Below are 14,180 nucleotides of genomic sequence, written 5' to 3'. Positions count from 1 at the left end.
CGTGCGGGCGCTGTCCCGGAACGGCCGGGCGGGGTTCCGTAGGCTGGCCCGCATGATGTGGCGGCGGTACGTGGCGATCGGCGACAGCACCACGGAGGGGCTGGACGACCCGGACGAGGCGGGCGGCTACCGGGGCTGGGCCGACCGGTTCGCCCTCGCGGTGGCCCGCGCGCAGGGCGGCCTGGAGTACGCGAACCTCGCCATCCGTGGCCGCACCACCGCGCGGATCCGGGCCGAGCAGCTGCCGGTGGCGCTGGAGCTGGCCCCCGACCTGGCGACCGTGGTGGCCGGCATGAACGACGTGCTGCGGCCGTCGTTCGACGCCGACCGGGTGGTCGAGGACGTGCGCGCCATGCAGCGGGCGCTGGTCGGCCAGGGCGCCACCGTGCTCACCTTCACCCTGCCCGACCCGGCGCCGGTCATGCCGCTGGCCCGCCCGTTGCGGGGCCGGGTGCTGGCGCTGAACGAGGCGGTCCGCGCGGCCACCGCCGAGACCGGCGCCACCCTGCTCGACCTGGGCGCGCACCCGGTGGCCTCCGATCCGCGACTGTGGAGCGACGACCGGCTGCACGCCAACTCGGCCGGCCACGAGCGGATCGCCGCGGCGCTCGCGCACACCGCCGGCCTGCCCGGGTACGACGACTCGTGGTCGCGCCCGCTGCCGCCGGCCGCCCGCCGCGCCCGGCACGAGGCGGTCCGCGCCGAGCTGGCCTGGGCCCGGCGGCACCTGCTGCCCTGGCTGGGGCGGCACCTCCGCGGGCGCTCCTCCGGCGACGACCGGGTGGCGAAGCGGCCGGTGCCGCTGCCGGTGGAGTTGCCGGCGGCCTGAACAGTCCGACCACGCAGACCTGACGTACCGAACCGGGCCGGCGACCGTGCCGAAAGGTTGCCCTGCGGGGAACGGGTGACGAGGATCACTCGGAGGATCGGTCCCCGGCCTCGATGGACGGAGACCTGGCGACAGAGGAGTCCCCCGATGCCTGATCTCAACCGGCGCACCCTGCTGCGCGGCGCCGCCGCGGCGGCCGGCGGCGCCGCCCTCGGCGGCCCGTTCATCGGGTTCGTGGCGCGTGGCGAGGCCAGCGCGGCCGGCCGGCCTCCGGCACCCGACCCGACCCTGGGGCCGGTGCCGGACCTGCGCGACGGCAAGGTCCGCCTGCACCTGCCCGCCGGCTTCCAGTACCGCTCGTTCCACGACACCGAGTTCCCCGTGACGCTGGACGACGGCACGCGGCTGCCCGGCCGGCACGACGGCATGGGCGCCTTCCGCGGGCCGGACGGCACCGTCCGGCTGGTCCGGAACCACGAGGTGAACAACCCCGGCCCCGCCTTCGGCGACGCCGCCGCGGCGTACGACCCGATGGCGCAGGGCGGCACCACCACGGTCGAGGTGACCCGCCACGGCGAGGTCCGGCGCTCGTGGACCAGCCTGAACGGCACCATGATGAACTGCTCCGGCGGTCGGATGCCCTGGGGCAGCTGGATCACCTGCGAGGAGACGGTCAACGGGCCGGACGTCGGCCCGGACTTCACCGGCACCTCCAACGTGCCGCTCACCCAGCCGCACGGCTTCGTCTACGAGGTACCCGCGGACGGGCAGTCGGACCGGACGCCGATCACCGCCGCCGGCCGGTTCGCGCACGAGTCGGTGGCCTACGACCCGCGCGGCGGGCACCTGTACCTGACCGAGGACAACTTCGGCTACCCGTCCGGCTTCTACCGGTACACGCCCCCGGCGGACCCGATGAGGTGCGGCCGGCTGACCGACGGGGGCCGGCTGCAGATGCTCGCGGTGCGCGGCCGCCGCAATCTGAACCTGGCCGCCGCGCAGCGGCCGCACGCGACGTACCCGGTGCAGTGGGTGGACATCGACGACCCGGCACCGCGGTTCCCGTACACCCCCGGTCAGGTCGCGCCGACGACGAACGACCAGGCGCTGACGTACGTCTCGCGGCAGGGCTGGGACCGGGGCGCCGCCTACTTCTCCCGGCTGGAGGGGTCGGCGTACGACGACGGCGTCGTCTACTTCACCGCCACCCAGGGCGGTGGCCCCGCCGAGACGGCGACCGGCCCGGTCGCCGACGGATACGGCAACGGGCACGGCCAGGTGTGGGCGTACGACTGCCGGGCGCAGGTGCTGCGGTTGGTGTACGAGTCGCCCGGGCCCGACGTGCTGGACTTCCCGGACAACGTGACCACCAGCCCGCGCGGCACGCTGGTGGTCTGCGAGGACAACGTGAACGACAACTACGTGCGGGGGCTCACCCCGCGCGGCGAGTTGTTCGACATCGCGTTGAACCGGTTGGTCAGCAGCACCGGAGCGGACCGGTCCAACGACGAGTTCGCCGGCTCCACCTTCAGCCCGGACGGGCACACCCTGTTCGTCAACATCCAGGCGAGCCGGGGTATGACGTTCGCGATCTGGGGTGACTGGTCCCGGATCGGGGTCTGAGGCAGCGGCCGCGGCGGGTGGGTGGCCCACCCGCCGCGGCCGGTGTCAGGCGGAACCGGGCGCGGGCGGCAGGCGGCCGGGCACGGCTCAGCGCTCGATCGGCCGGCGGGTACGCGCCCGCTTCAGCTCGAAGAACCCGTCGGTGCCGGAGACCAGCAGCACCCCGTCCCAGAGCCGGCCGGCGTCCTCACCGCGCGGGATCGGGGCCAGCACCGGCCCGAAGAACGCGTGCATCCCCCCGTCGGCGCCGGTGACGTGGATGGTCGGCGTGCCGAGGTCCTCGCCGACCGGCGCCAGCCCGGCCTGGTGGCTGGCCAGCAGCGCCTCGTCGTGATCGGTGGTGTCGGCGGCGTCGGCCAGTTCGACCGGCAGGCCGACCTCGGTCAGCGCCGCGACGTACAGCTCGCGGCCGATCGGGGCGCGTTCGTGGTGGATCCGCTCGCCGAGCGCGGTGTAGAGGTCGCGCAGCACCTCCGGGCCGTACTTCTGCTCGGCGGCCACGCAGACCCGCACCGGTCCCAGGCCCGGCTTCAGCCATTCCCGGTACCACTCCTCCAGCCCCTCGCGCCCCTCGTTGAGCAGGGACAGGCTCATCACGTGGAAGCGGATCGGCACGTCGCGCACCCGCTCCACCTCCAGCAGCCAGCGGGAGGCGTTCCAGGCCCAGGGGCAGCGCGGGTCGAACCACATGTCGGCGGTGGGCATCGTCGTCTCGGTCCCTTCGCGGGTGTCGGTTGCCGAGTCGACGGTAGGCCGGAAAGTGGCCCATCAGCAGAGCCAATCCGAGCGCGGATCATTGGGCCGATCCAGGCCCTCAGGCGCGCTTGAGCAGCTCCCCGCGTTCCGCCTCCACGGCGGCGAGCCGGGCGCCCAGCTCGGCGGCGCCCAGCTCGAGCGCGCGGCGCAGGGCGGCCACCTCGCCCTGCGACCGGCCGGTCTCGTCCAGGGACCGCTCCACGCGGCGCAGCACGACGAAGTCGGTGAGCAGGTTGTCCATCCAGATGTCGGTGAACCGGGTCAGCTGGTCCAACCCCCGGGTGGTCGGGTCGAGGGCCGGCCCGGGCAGGTCGGCCAGCTCGGTCCGGAGCGCCGCGAGCGCCCGGTCCACCCGCGCGGAAGCGTCGGCCGCCTCGTCGAGGATGTCGTGCTTGACCATGCTGGTGACCAGGCCACCGCCCATCGCGTCGTACGTCGACCAGTCCGCCGCGCGGCTCAACAGCTTCCGCAGGTGGTGCAGGGCCGACTCCGCGTTCCGGGCCGCCCCCACGGCCTCGGTCAGCTCCCGGTGCTCCGCCGTCAGCCGGCCGCGCTGTTCGGCCAGCTCCAGCAGCCGCGGCCGGCGCGGATCGTCGGAGGCCGTGAGCAGGCGCTCCCGCTCGTCGAGCAGCGCCGCGTACTCCCCCGGCGCCGTGGCGATCCGACGCCGGCGGCCCTGGGTCCGCGCCGACTCGTCCCGCAGGGCCGCGAGCAGCCGCTCGGCCTCGGCGAGCCGCAGCCGGGCAGCATCCGCCTCGGCGCGTTCCCACGCCAGCGCGTCGTCGCGATCGCCGCGAACCGCGGCCAGCACCCGGCTCAGGGTGAGCCCCTCCAGGCGCTCGACGTCGGCCTGCTCGGCGTCGAGCCGCTCGCGCAGGGCGGAGACGGCGGCGCGCGCCGCGCCGATCCGCACGGACAGCTCCCGCAGCCGCTGCCCGGCCAGGTCGTGTTCCCGGATCGCCGCCGCGGCTGCCGCGAGACGCCGGTCGATGTCGTCGTCCATGCCGTCATTGCACTACCGGCCCGCAAACGCCGGCGGCCGGTGGCGTTGCCCGCGCCGGGTTTGACCACCGACGCGGTGGGAAGACACGCGCGCCGCGCGGGCCGGCCGGCCCGACCGCCGGACGCACCCGTCCGGGCCGCGGCGGACCGCGAGGAGGAACGATGGCCCAGGCGGCCACCAGACCGAGCAGCGCCAGGAAAGCCACCGGGGCCCGCAAGGCGCCGATGCCGAACAAGGCCGCGGCGAAGAAGGTCGCGACCGCCACCAAGCGGGCGACCGGGGCGACCGCCGCCAAGACCCCCGGCGGGAAGCCGACCCCGACCACCGCGCGCGCGGCGCGGAAGAAGGCCACCTCGGCCACCACCGCCACGCCCACCCGCAGGCCCACCGCCAAGGCGGTCGCCGCGAAGAAGGCCACCACGGCGGCGAAGAAGGCCCCCGCCACCAAGGCCGCGGCAAAGAAGGCGCCTGCCAAGAAGGCCGTGGCGAAGAAGGCGCCCGCCAAGAAGGCCGTGGCCAAGAAGGCGCCCGGTACCAGGAGGACGGTGAAGAAGGCCCCGACCACGCGGACCACGGCGAAGAAGGCCCCGGCCGCCAAGGGCACGGCCCGCGCGGCCACCGCCAAGAAGGCCGCCGCCGGCGCCAAGGCCCAGCGGGTCGCCGCGACGCGTACGCCGGCGAAGAAGGCGACCACCATGGAGTCGTTCGGCACGCGGCGGACGGCCCGGACGAGCGCCCGGTGAGCCGTCGGCGAGAATGACCCCGTGGCGAAACGCGATGCCCGCCGGAGCGCGGCCGACCCGACCGGCGGGCCCTGTCCCTGCGGCTCCGGCCTGCCGTACGCGGACTGCTGCGGGCCGATCCACCGGGGCGAATCGGCGGCGGCCACCGCCGAGGCGCTGATGCGCTCCCGCTACAGCGCCTTCGCGGTGGGCGACGCCGCGCACCTGCTGCGCACCTGGCACTCCACCACCCGGCCGCCCCGGCTGGCGCTGGACCCGGGCACCCGGTGGACCCGGCTGGAGGTGCTCGACACCGACCGGGGCGGCCTGTTCGACACCGAGGGCACGGTCCGGTTCCGGGCGCACTACCGGGAGGCCGGCCGGCCCGGCACGGTGGCCGAGCACAGCCGGTTCGTCCGGGAGGACGGCCGCTGGGTCTACCTGGACGCGCTACCCGACTGACCGCCGGCTCGCGGGCGACCCGCGCACGAGCCGGCGACGCCCGTCAGGGGCCGGCGACCGCGGCGCGCACCGGCAGGCCGAGCCGGCGTACCGCCGCCCGGACCAGCTCGTCCGGCGGCGCCGCCACCTCCAGCACCACGCCGGACTCGTCCGGCCCCAGGTGCTCCAGGATGGCCCGCTGCGAGTCGAACAGGCTGGCCGGCATGTAGTGGCCGACCCGCCGGTCCAACCGGTCCCGGATCAGCGCGGAGGCACCGTCCAGGTGCAGGAACTCCACGTCCGCCGGCCCCTGCCGCAGCACGTCCCGGTACGCGCGTTTGAGCGCCGAGCAGGTCAGCACGGTGGACACCCCCTCGGCGTGCCGGTCCGCCATCCAGCCGGCCAGGGCGCGCAGCCAGGGCCAGCGGTCCGCGTCGTCGAGCGGCACGCCGGCGCGCATCCGGGCCACGTTGGCGGCCGAGTGGAACTCGTCGGCCTCGGCGAACCGCAGGCCGGTCAGCTCGCTGATCCCCCGGGCCACGGTCGTCTTGCCCGCGCCGGACACGCCCATCACCACGACGTGCCGGGTGGGCGGCCGCTCACCAGTCATGGACGGTGCCGTCCTTGAGCCGGTTGAACGGCAGGTACGCCGGCTGGTACGGGAACCGGGCGGCCGCCTCCTCGTCGAGCTCGACGCCGAGGCCGGGCTGCTCGCCCGGGTGCAGGTAGCCGTCGGCGAAGGTGAACGACTGCCGGAACACCTCGTTGGTGAGCGGGCCGTGCTGCATGTACTCCTGGATGCCGAAGTTGTGGATGGCCAGGTCCAGGTGGAGTGCGGCGGCCATGCCGACCGGCGAGATGTCGGTGGGGCCGTGGATGCCGGACTTGATCTGGTACTGGGCCGCGTAGTCGAGCAGCTTGCGCATCGCGGTGATGCCTCCGGTGTGGGTGACGGCGGACCGGACGTAGTCGATCAGCTGTTCCCGGATCAGCGTCTGGTAGTCCCACACGGTGTTGAAGACCTCGCCGATGGCCAGCGGGGTGGTGGTGTGCTGGCGGACCAGCCGCAGCGCCTCCTGGTTCTCCGCCGGCGTGCAGTCCTCCAGCCAGAACAGGTCGTACGGTTCGAGCGCCTTGCCGAGCTTCGCGGCCTGGATGGGGGTCATCCGGTGGTGGCCGTCGTGCAGCAGCGGCAGCTCGGGGCCGAACTCGTTGCGGACCGCCTCGAACACGCCGGGCAGGTGGCGCAGGTAGGCGCGGGTGTCCCAGTCCTCCTCGGCGGGCAGCGGGATGCGCTGGGCGGGCTCGTAGTCGTACCGCTTGCCGTCGATGCTGGGCTGGGCGGCGACGCCGTACACGGCGTTGATGCCGGGTACCGCGGTCTGCACCCGGATGGACCGGTAGCCCAGCTCCAGGTGCGCGCGGATCGAGTCGAACAGCTCGGGCAGGTCCCGGCCGGAGGCGTGCCCGTACGCCATGATCCCGGTCCGGGACGCGCCGCCGAGGAGCTGGTAGAGCGGCATCCCGGCGGCCTTGGCCTTGATGTCCCAGAGCGCCACGTCGACGGCGGCGATGGCGGCCATGGTGACCGGCCCGCGCCGCCAGTAGGCCGACCGGTACAGGAACTGCCAGGTGTCCTCGATGCGGTGCGGGTCCCGCCCGATCAGCAGGGGGACGACGTGGTCGGCCAGGTAGGACGCGACGGCCAGCTCCCGGCCGTTGAGGGTGCCGTCGCCCAGCCCGGTGAGACCCTCGTCGGTGGTGATCTTGACGGTGACGAAGTTGCGGTCGGGGCTGGAGACGATCACGTCCGCTGCGACGATCTTCACGCGGATGCCTTTCTCGGGGTGGGTCAGCGAAGGGTGTCGCCGGGTTGCCGGGAGTCCAGGAGGGACAGCTCGTCCCGGCGCGGCAGGGTCTCCCAGTCGCCGTGTCCGGCGACGGCGAAGGCGCCGAGGGTGACCGCGCGGCGCAGCCGCCCGGCCAGGTCGAGCCCGTCCAGGTGGCCGGAGAGGTAGCCGGCCGTGAAGGCGTCCCCCGCGCCGACGGTGTCGACCGCCGTCACGGGCAGCGCCGCCGCGTCCCGGCGGCCGTCCCGGGTGTACGCCCGGGCGCCGTCGCCGCCGAGCTTCACGAGCACGGTCGACACGCCCCGGGCCAGCAGCCCGGCCGCCAGCGTCTCCTCGTCCGCGCCGGGGGCGCCGACCAGGTCCAGCTCGTCGGCCGAGGCGACCACGACCGAGGCGTGCCCGGCGAGCGGGGTGAGCACGGCCCGCGCGGCGTCCCGCGACCACAGCTTCGCCCGGTGGTTGACGTCGAGGCAGACCAGCGTCCCGGCCCGGGCGGCCGTCTCGGCGGCCCACGCGGTGGCCTCCCGGGCGCGGTCGGAGAGCGCCGGGGTGATCCCGGTCAGGTGCAGCACCCGGGCGCCGGCCGCCAGGGCAGGCCGCAGGTCATCGATGCCGAGCGCCGACCCGGCCGAGCCGGCCCGCTGGTAGAGCACCCGGGTCAGGTCGGCGGTGCGCCGCTCCAGGAACATGAGCCCGACCGGGCGGTCGGGGTCGCGGACCACGTGCGTCACGTCGACGCCCTCGGCGCGGAGCTGGCGCAACAGGAAGGTGCCCAGCTCGTCGTCGCTGACCCGGCCGGCGAACGCCGCCCGGTGGCCGAGCCGGGCCAGCCCGATCGCCACGTTGGCCTCCGCCCCGGCCAGGTGCGGGGTGAGCGCGCCACCGACCGCGAGCGGCCCGGTCGAGCGCAGCGAGACCAGCGCCTCGCCGAGGGTGAGCAGGTCGAGTCCGCTCATGCGACGGTCCCGGGGTGGGTGTCGAGGTCGGCGGCGGTCATGCGACGGCGGCCAGGTAGGCGCGGGCCCGCTCGCGGAGGGCGTCGAGGTCGCCGCCGGAGGCGGCGTCGCCGACCAGCGGACCGCCGACGCCGACGGCGATGGCCCCGGCGGCGAGATAGCCGGGCAGCTCGGCAAGCCCCACCCCGCCGACCGCGACGAACGGGATGGCCGGGAAGGGGTCGCGCAGCGCCTTCAGGTACGCGGGGCCGCCCAGCGAGGCCGGGAAGAGCTTCACGGCGGCGGCTCCCGCCCGGACCGCCGCGTACGCCTCGGTCGGGGTCAGCGCGCCGGCGGCCACCGGCAGCCCGCGGCGGACCGCCTCGCCGATCGAGTCGACGACGGCCGGGGTGACGACGAACTGCGCGCCGGCCGCGGCCACGTCGGCGACGGCGGCCGGGGTGAGCACGGTGCCCGCGCCGACCAGGGAGCCGGGCGGGGCGGCGGCCCGGATCGCGGCGATGGCGTCCAGCGCGCCGGGCGTCGTCAGGGCCACCTCGACCACGCGGACACCCTCGGCGAGCAGGGCGGTGCCGGTGGCGATGGCGGCGGCCGGGTCGGTGCCGCGGATGACCGCCAGCAGGCGGGTGGCGGCGAGTTCGGCGGTGAGGTCGAGGGTCATGATCACCATTCCGCGTAGGAGCCGTCCCGGTGCCGCCACATGGGGCTGCGCCAGGCGTGGCCGCGCTTGTCGGCGGCGCGCACCGCCGCCTCGTCGATCTCGATACCCAGGCCGGGCGCCGTGAGCCGTTCGACGTACCCGTCCACGAAGGTCAGTGGCGTCTTGTCGAGGCAGTAGTCGAGCACCTCGGCGCCGAGGTTGTAGTGGATGCCGATGCTCTGCTCCTGGATCAGGTAGTTCGGCGTGGCGAAGCCGACCTGGAGGCAGGCCGCGAGGGCGATCGGGCCGAGCGGGCAGTGCGGGGCGAGCTGGACGTCGTACACCTCGGCCAGCGCGGCGATCTTGCGGACCTCGGTGATGCCGCCGGCGTGCGAGAGGTCCGGCTGGGCCACCGCGATGCCGGCCTGGAGGACGGGCAGGAACTCCTGCCGGCTGTAGAGCCGCTCCCCCGTGGACACCGGCGTGGTGGTGGAGCGGACGAACTCGCCGATCAGGTGCGAGTTCTCGGGCACCACCGGCTCCTCCAGGAAGAACGGCCGGTAGGGCTCGAGCAGCGGGGCGACCCGGCGGGCGCTGGCCAGGCTGAACCGGCCGTGGAAGTCGACCGCGACGTCCCGGTGGTCACCGAGCACCTCGCGGGCGGCGGCCACCCGCTGGACCACCCCGTCGAGTTCGGCGACCGAGGCCACCGCGCTCATCCGGCCGGAGGCGTTCATCTTGACCGCGGTGAGGCCGGACTCGACCGCGGCGCTGATCTGGTCGCGTACCTCGCCGGGCTCGTCGCCGCCGACCCAGCCGTACACCCGGATCCGGTCCCGGACCGGGCCGCCGAGCAGCTGGTGCACGGGCGCGCCCCAGTGCTTGCCGGCGATGTCCCAGAGCGCCTGGTCGAGGCCGGCCACGGCGCTGGCCAGGATCGGGCCGCCCCGGTAGAACGACCCCTTGGTCATGACCTGCCAGTGGTCCTCGATGCGCAGCGCGTCCCGTCCGATCAGCAGCTCGGCGAGCTGGTCGACGGCGGCGCGGACGGTCTCGGACCGACCCTCGCAGGTGGCCTCGCCCCAGCCGACGATCCCGGATTCGGTCTCCACGCGGACGAAGAGCCAGCGGGGGGCGACCAGGAAGGTCTCGATGCGCGCGATGGTGGTCACGGTGCTCAGCCCTTCGTCGCGCCGGCGGTCAGGCCGGAGACCACGTACTTCTGCACGAACAGGGCGATCACCATGATCGGCAGGGTGACCACGGTGGCCGCGGCCATGAGGCCGCCCCAGTCGATGCTGGCGTAGCCGACGAAGTCGAAGATCGCCACGGGCAGGGTCTTGGTGTCCGCCCCGGACAGGACCAGGGCGAACATGAAGTTGTTCCAGGAGAAGATGAAGGACAGGATGCCGGCGGTGGCGATGCCCGGCACGGACAGCGGCAGGGTGATCCGGCGGAACGCGCCGATGTGGGTGAGCCCGTCGACCAGCGCCGCCTCCTCCAGCTCCTCGGGCAGGCCGTCGAAGAAGCCCATCATGATGTAGACGATCAGCGGCAGCGAGACGAACATGTGGCTGAGGATCAGCACGGTGAAGCCGCCGACCAGCTGCAGGTTCGAGAAGACGTAGTACCAGGGAACCAGCAGCGAGACGCCGGGGATGACCCGGGCCATCAGCACCACGAGGGCCGACTTCTTCATGTTGAACCGGCTCATCGAGTACGCGGCCGGCACGCCGAGCAGCAGCGACAGCACGGTGGCGGCGAACGCCACCCACAGGCTGTTGCCGATGAACTGGACGTAGTGCGACTGCTTGAGCACGGTCGCGTAGTTGTCCAGGGTGGGTGAGAAGACCAGCGCCTTGCCGGTGTCGTAGATGTCGACGTTGGTCTTGAACGACGCGGCGATCATCCACAGCAGCGGCGTGACCAGCGACAGCACCACGACGACGAGCGCCACCACCCGGAACACCCGGTACGCGGGACTGGCCTTCATCGCTTGGCCTCCTTGCGCCGGGCGGTCAGGGCCCACATCGACCCGATGATGATCAGGAAGAAGAGGATGAGGACGGTGGACGAGACGCCGTACTCGTTGTAGTCGAAGCTCAGCCCGTAGGCGTACACGTTGAGGGTCTCCACCTCGTGGAAGGAGCCGCCGCCGCGGCCCTTGGTGGCGTAGAGGATGTCGAAGGTCTTCAGCGCGTCGATGCCGCGCAGCAGGATCGCGACGATCACCGTGGGCATCAGCAGCGGCAGGGTGACGTGCCGGAACCGCTGCCAGGTGCTGGCGCCGTCGATCCGCGCCGCCTCCTGGGGTTCCTCGGACAGCGAGCTGAGCCCGGCGAGCAGGATCAGCACCACCATGGGGGTCCACTGCCACACGTCGATGAAGATCGTGGTGGGCAGGGCGGAGTGCTGCCCGGCGAGCCAGGGCTGCGGGCCGATGCCGACCCAGCCGAGCACCTGGTTGGCCAGGCCGATGTTCGGGTCGAAGATGAGCCGCCACATCATGCCGACCGCGACCGGGGTGGCGACCAGCGGCATGAGGATGGCGACGCGCACCCACTTCTGGCCCTTGAACGGCCGCCACAGCAGCAGCGCGATGGCCATGCCGAGGACCACCTCGAACAGCAGCGCCACGAGGGTGAAGCCGGCGGTGCGGCCGACCGCCGGCCAGAACCGGTCGGTGTCCGACAGCACGTCGAGGTAGTTCTGGAAGCCCACGAACTCGCTCTCGGCGCGGACGGACCCCTCGGCGTCGGTGAGGCTGAGCCAGGCGGTCCAGCCCAGCGGGATCACGATCAACGCGGCGACGAAGGCCATCGCGGGCGCGGCGAAGAGCCACTTGCGGTGGTCGTTGGCCCAGCGCGCCCAGCCGGGCGTGTCGGGCATGACGCCGGCGCCGCCGGGGGCGCGGCGGGGGGTGGTGACGGTTGCCATGAGATCTCCGGGGTGGGCGGACCGACAGGGGTACGCGGGTGGCGGGGCGGAGCCCCACCACCCGCGCGCGTGCTACTTGGCCTCGTCGTCCAGGAACTTCTGGAAGGCCTCGTTGGCGGTGTCGGCCGCGGCCGCCGGGTCCTTGCCGGTGATCGCGTCGACGATCGGCTGGCCGACGAGCTCGCGGGCCTGGCCGACCTTCACCACCACGGGCCGGTCATGGGCGACGCCGTCCTTGGTGCTCGCGGTGATGGCCTCGACCAGGTCCTTCGGGTAGCTCGCGGTGCCCTCCGGGTTGGCCCAGACCGAGGTACGCGCGCTCGGCACGCCGGCCTTCTGCTGAGCGAGGGTCTGCTGCTTGCCGGTGGCCCACTCGACGAACTTCCAGGCGTTGCTCTTGTTCTTCGAGGCGTCGTTGATGCCCAGCGCCCACGACGGGATGTTGTACGGCTTGGAGCCGGCCGGGCCGGCCGGGAACGGCGCGAAGCCGACGGTGTCGGACACCTTGGACTTGGCCGGGTCGGTGGCGTTCTTGTAGAGCGAGTTGGCCTCGGTGTAGAAGGCGGCCTTGCCCTGGGTGAAGATGGCCATCGCCTCGGGCCAGCTCATGTCGGTGCTGACGTTGGCCGGGCCGGAGTCCTTGATCAGCCCGCCGTAGAAGGCGTACGCCTGCTTGGCGGCGTCGCTGTTGACGGTCGCCTTGCCGCTGCCGTCGACGAAGTCACCGCCGAAGCTGTACAGGAAGCTGGAGAACTGGGTGACCGCCGGCGACTTGCCGGTCCGCGCGACGAAGCCCGCGGTGCCCGGGACGCTGGCCTTGATCTTCGCGGCGGCGGCCTTGAGCTCGTCGAGGGTCTTCGGCGCGGCACTCAGTCCGGCCTTGGCCAGCAGGTCCTTGCGGTAGTACAGGACCTCCTGCTCGGTGATGATCGGGACGCCCACCGGCTTGCCCTCGTAGGTGGTGGCCTCGACCGGGCCGGACTGGAAGTCGGAGTAGTCCCAGTCCTTGCTGGACTTGACCTGGTCGGAGAGGTTGGCCAGGTACTTGTTCTTGGCGAAGAGCTTCCCCTCCTGGAGGGGGCGGTACATCATCACGTCCAGGTCGGACGAGCCGGCGTTGAGCTTGACGTTGTACTGGTCGGAGAGCTGGTCCTCGCCGAGCTGGGTGATCTCGACCTTGAGCCCGGTCTGCTTCTCGAACTCGGGCAGGGCCGCCTTGATGTTCTCGGTCCAGACGTGGTTCGCCAGGGTCACGCGAACCGTCTTGGACGCGCCGCTGTCGTCGCCACCGCCGCCGCAGGCGGCCAGGCCCATGGCTGCGACCACGGCCAGAGACGTACCGAATATCGATCGACGTCGCACGTCATCTCTCCTTTTCTCGTGGTCGCCGCCCCGGGGGAAGAGCGCCACAACGCTGTAACGTCCGCTTAACGACGGGATGCTAGGCCGAAAAAGCTGACTTATTCAAGGGGTGATCCCCAACTGATATGCTCCGACCCGTGGATCACTCCTCCTCCGGGGGCGAGACCGGGCTGCACGCCCGCGTACTCGACGAACTCGGCACGGCCGTCTGTGGCGGCGAACTGGCCGCCGGCTCCGTGCTCAACATCGACGAGCTGGTCGACCGGCACGCCGTCTCCCGGTCGGTGATCCGCGAGGTCCTCCGGGTGCTCGCGTCGATGGGCCTGATCGAGACGCGCCGCCGGGTCGGCGTCCTGATCCGACCCGCCGAGGCGTGGAACGTCTTCGATCCGCAGGTGATCCGCTGGCGGCTCGCCTCCGCCGGCCGGATGGCGCAGCTGCGCTCGATCACCGAGCTGCGGACCGCGGTCGAGCCGCACGCCGCCTGGCTGGCCGCCGGACGGATCTCCCCCGACGACGCCAGCGACCTCGTCGGGGTCGCGGCGAAGATGTGGGCCGCCGGGCAGGCCGGGGACGAGGAGCGGTTCCTCCGACTGGACATCGAGTTCCACCGGCGGGTCCTGGCCGCCTCCGGCAACGAGATGTTCGGCAAGCTCCGGGAACTGGTCGCCGAGGTGCTCACCGGCCGGCACCACTACCACCTCATGCCGCACCACCCCGACCAGCAGGCGTTGCAGTCGCACGCCGACGTGGCCTCGGCGATCCAGCGCCGCGACGGCGAAGCGGCCCGCCGCGCCATGGTGCAGATCATGGAGCAGGCGTTCGACGAGATGAAGTCGATGTGGGAGCAGACGACCGGCTGAGCCGGCCTCCCCACCGGGGACGGATCGGGGCGTAGACTGGGCGCGGCGCAGTCCTGCGCCTCACCTCCATCCCGGTGCTCACGCCACCGGTCCCGCGGAGGCAAAGGGGGCCCCGAGCTCTCGGGACGCGGTGCCGACAGGCCCACCGACACGCCACATGCCCTCGGCGGGGTCGACGGGAGCGTGAGTCCCTGCGAC

At 73.2% G+C, this 14,180-nt stretch carries 15 protein-coding genes; 5 read left to right on the top strand and 10 right to left on the bottom strand.

The window, feature by feature from the left end:
* Positions 1-52 precede the first annotated feature (52 nt).
* Both IEY96_RS23880 and IEY96_RS23875 read left to right on the top strand, forming a co-directional pair.
* Positions 53-829: an SGNH/GDSL hydrolase family protein gene (locus tag IEY96_RS23880; protein ID WP_189197035.1), complete on the top strand. Its 777-nt coding sequence runs from the start codon at positions 53-55 to the stop codon at positions 827-829.
* 147 nt (positions 830-976) lie between these two features.
* Positions 977-2,452, top strand: a complete 1,476-nt coding sequence (locus tag IEY96_RS23875; protein WP_189197034.1) for a PhoX family protein — start codon at positions 977-979, stop codon at positions 2,450-2,452.
* Positions 2,453-2,539: 87 nt separating this feature from the next.
* Here IEY96_RS23875 and IEY96_RS23870 read toward each other — a convergent pair whose 3' ends face one another.
* Both IEY96_RS23870 and IEY96_RS23865 read right to left on the bottom strand, forming a co-directional pair.
* On the bottom strand, positions 2,540-3,157 hold the full coding sequence (locus tag IEY96_RS23870; RefSeq protein WP_189197033.1) for a mycothiol-dependent nitroreductase Rv2466c family protein: 618 nt from the start codon (positions 3,155-3,157) through the stop codon (positions 2,540-2,542).
* Between the two features lie 109 nt (positions 3,158-3,266).
* A complete protein-coding gene (locus tag IEY96_RS23865; protein WP_189197032.1) occupies positions 3,267-4,211 on the bottom strand; it encodes a hypothetical protein in 945 nt (314 codons plus the stop codon).
* Positions 4,212-4,372: 161 nt separating this feature from the next.
* Here IEY96_RS23865 and IEY96_RS23860 point away from each other — a divergent pair, with 161 nt between their 5' ends.
* Together IEY96_RS23860 and IEY96_RS23855 are read left to right on the top strand one after the other, a co-directional pair.
* Positions 4,373-4,954 carry a histone gene (locus IEY96_RS23860; protein ID WP_189197031.1) on the top strand — a complete coding sequence of 194 codons (582 nt, stop codon included), beginning with the start codon at positions 4,373-4,375 and terminating at the stop codon, positions 4,952-4,954.
* 21 nt (positions 4,955-4,975) lie between these two features.
* Positions 4,976-5,395, top strand: coding sequence for a YchJ family protein (locus tag IEY96_RS23855; protein ID WP_189197030.1), 420 nt, complete (start codon positions 4,976-4,978; stop codon positions 5,393-5,395).
* A gap of 43 nt (positions 5,396-5,438) precedes the next feature.
* On the opposite strand, the gene IEY96_RS23850 is transcribed toward IEY96_RS23855, so the two are convergent.
* The 8 genes from IEY96_RS23850 to IEY96_RS23815 form a co-directional block, all read right to left on the bottom strand.
* Complete coding sequence (locus tag IEY96_RS23850; RefSeq protein WP_189197029.1) at positions 5,439-5,984, bottom strand: gluconokinase; 546 nt, start codon at positions 5,982-5,984, stop codon at positions 5,439-5,441.
* Positions 5,974-7,203, bottom strand: coding sequence for a D-mannonate dehydratase ManD (gene manD, locus IEY96_RS23845; RefSeq protein WP_189197028.1), 1,230 nt, complete (start codon positions 7,201-7,203; stop codon positions 5,974-5,976). Before manD ends, IEY96_RS23850 begins: the two co-directional genes overlap by 11 nt.
* Before the next feature lie 23 nt (positions 7,204-7,226).
* Positions 7,227-8,180, bottom strand: coding sequence for a sugar kinase (locus IEY96_RS23840; RefSeq protein ID WP_189197027.1), 954 nt, complete (start codon positions 8,178-8,180; stop codon positions 7,227-7,229).
* A 37-nt stretch (positions 8,181-8,217) separates the two neighbouring features.
* On the bottom strand, positions 8,218-8,841 hold the full coding sequence (locus IEY96_RS23835; RefSeq protein ID WP_229791841.1) for a bifunctional 4-hydroxy-2-oxoglutarate aldolase/2-dehydro-3-deoxy-phosphogluconate aldolase: 624 nt from the start codon (positions 8,839-8,841) through the stop codon (positions 8,218-8,220).
* A 2-nt stretch (positions 8,842-8,843) separates the two neighbouring features.
* Positions 8,844-9,992, bottom strand: coding sequence for a galactonate dehydratase (gene dgoD, locus IEY96_RS23830; protein WP_189197025.1), 1,149 nt, complete (start codon positions 9,990-9,992; stop codon positions 8,844-8,846).
* A 5-nt stretch (positions 9,993-9,997) separates the two neighbouring features.
* Positions 9,998-10,813: a carbohydrate ABC transporter permease gene (locus IEY96_RS23825; RefSeq protein WP_107077717.1), complete on the bottom strand. Its 816-nt coding sequence runs from the start codon at positions 10,811-10,813 to the stop codon at positions 9,998-10,000.
* Positions 10,810-11,757 carry a carbohydrate ABC transporter permease gene (locus IEY96_RS23820; protein WP_229791840.1) on the bottom strand — a complete coding sequence of 316 codons (948 nt, stop codon included), beginning with the start codon at positions 11,755-11,757 and terminating at the stop codon, positions 10,810-10,812. The genes IEY96_RS23825 and IEY96_RS23820 overlap by 4 nt, the downstream gene beginning before the upstream one ends.
* A 72-nt stretch (positions 11,758-11,829) precedes the next feature.
* Positions 11,830-13,083: an ABC transporter substrate-binding protein gene (locus IEY96_RS23815; RefSeq protein WP_229791839.1), complete on the bottom strand. Its 1,254-nt coding sequence runs from the start codon at positions 13,081-13,083 to the stop codon at positions 11,830-11,832.
* Positions 13,084-13,256: 173 nt separating this feature from the next.
* Here IEY96_RS23815 and IEY96_RS23810 point away from each other — a divergent pair, with 173 nt between their 5' ends.
* Positions 13,257-13,982, top strand: coding sequence for a FadR/GntR family transcriptional regulator (locus tag IEY96_RS23810; RefSeq protein WP_229791838.1), 726 nt, complete (start codon positions 13,257-13,259; stop codon positions 13,980-13,982).
* Positions 13,983-14,180: the final 198 nt, after the last annotated feature.

It is taken from the genome of Micromonospora fulviviridis, from assembly GCF_014648395.1.
In the GTDB taxonomy this organism is placed as follows: Bacteria; Actinomycetota; Actinomycetes; order Mycobacteriales; family Micromonosporaceae; genus Micromonospora; species Micromonospora fulviviridis.
The sequence above is the reverse complement of the archived record's forward strand: the minus strand, read 5'-3'. Positions and strand labels throughout refer to the sequence as shown.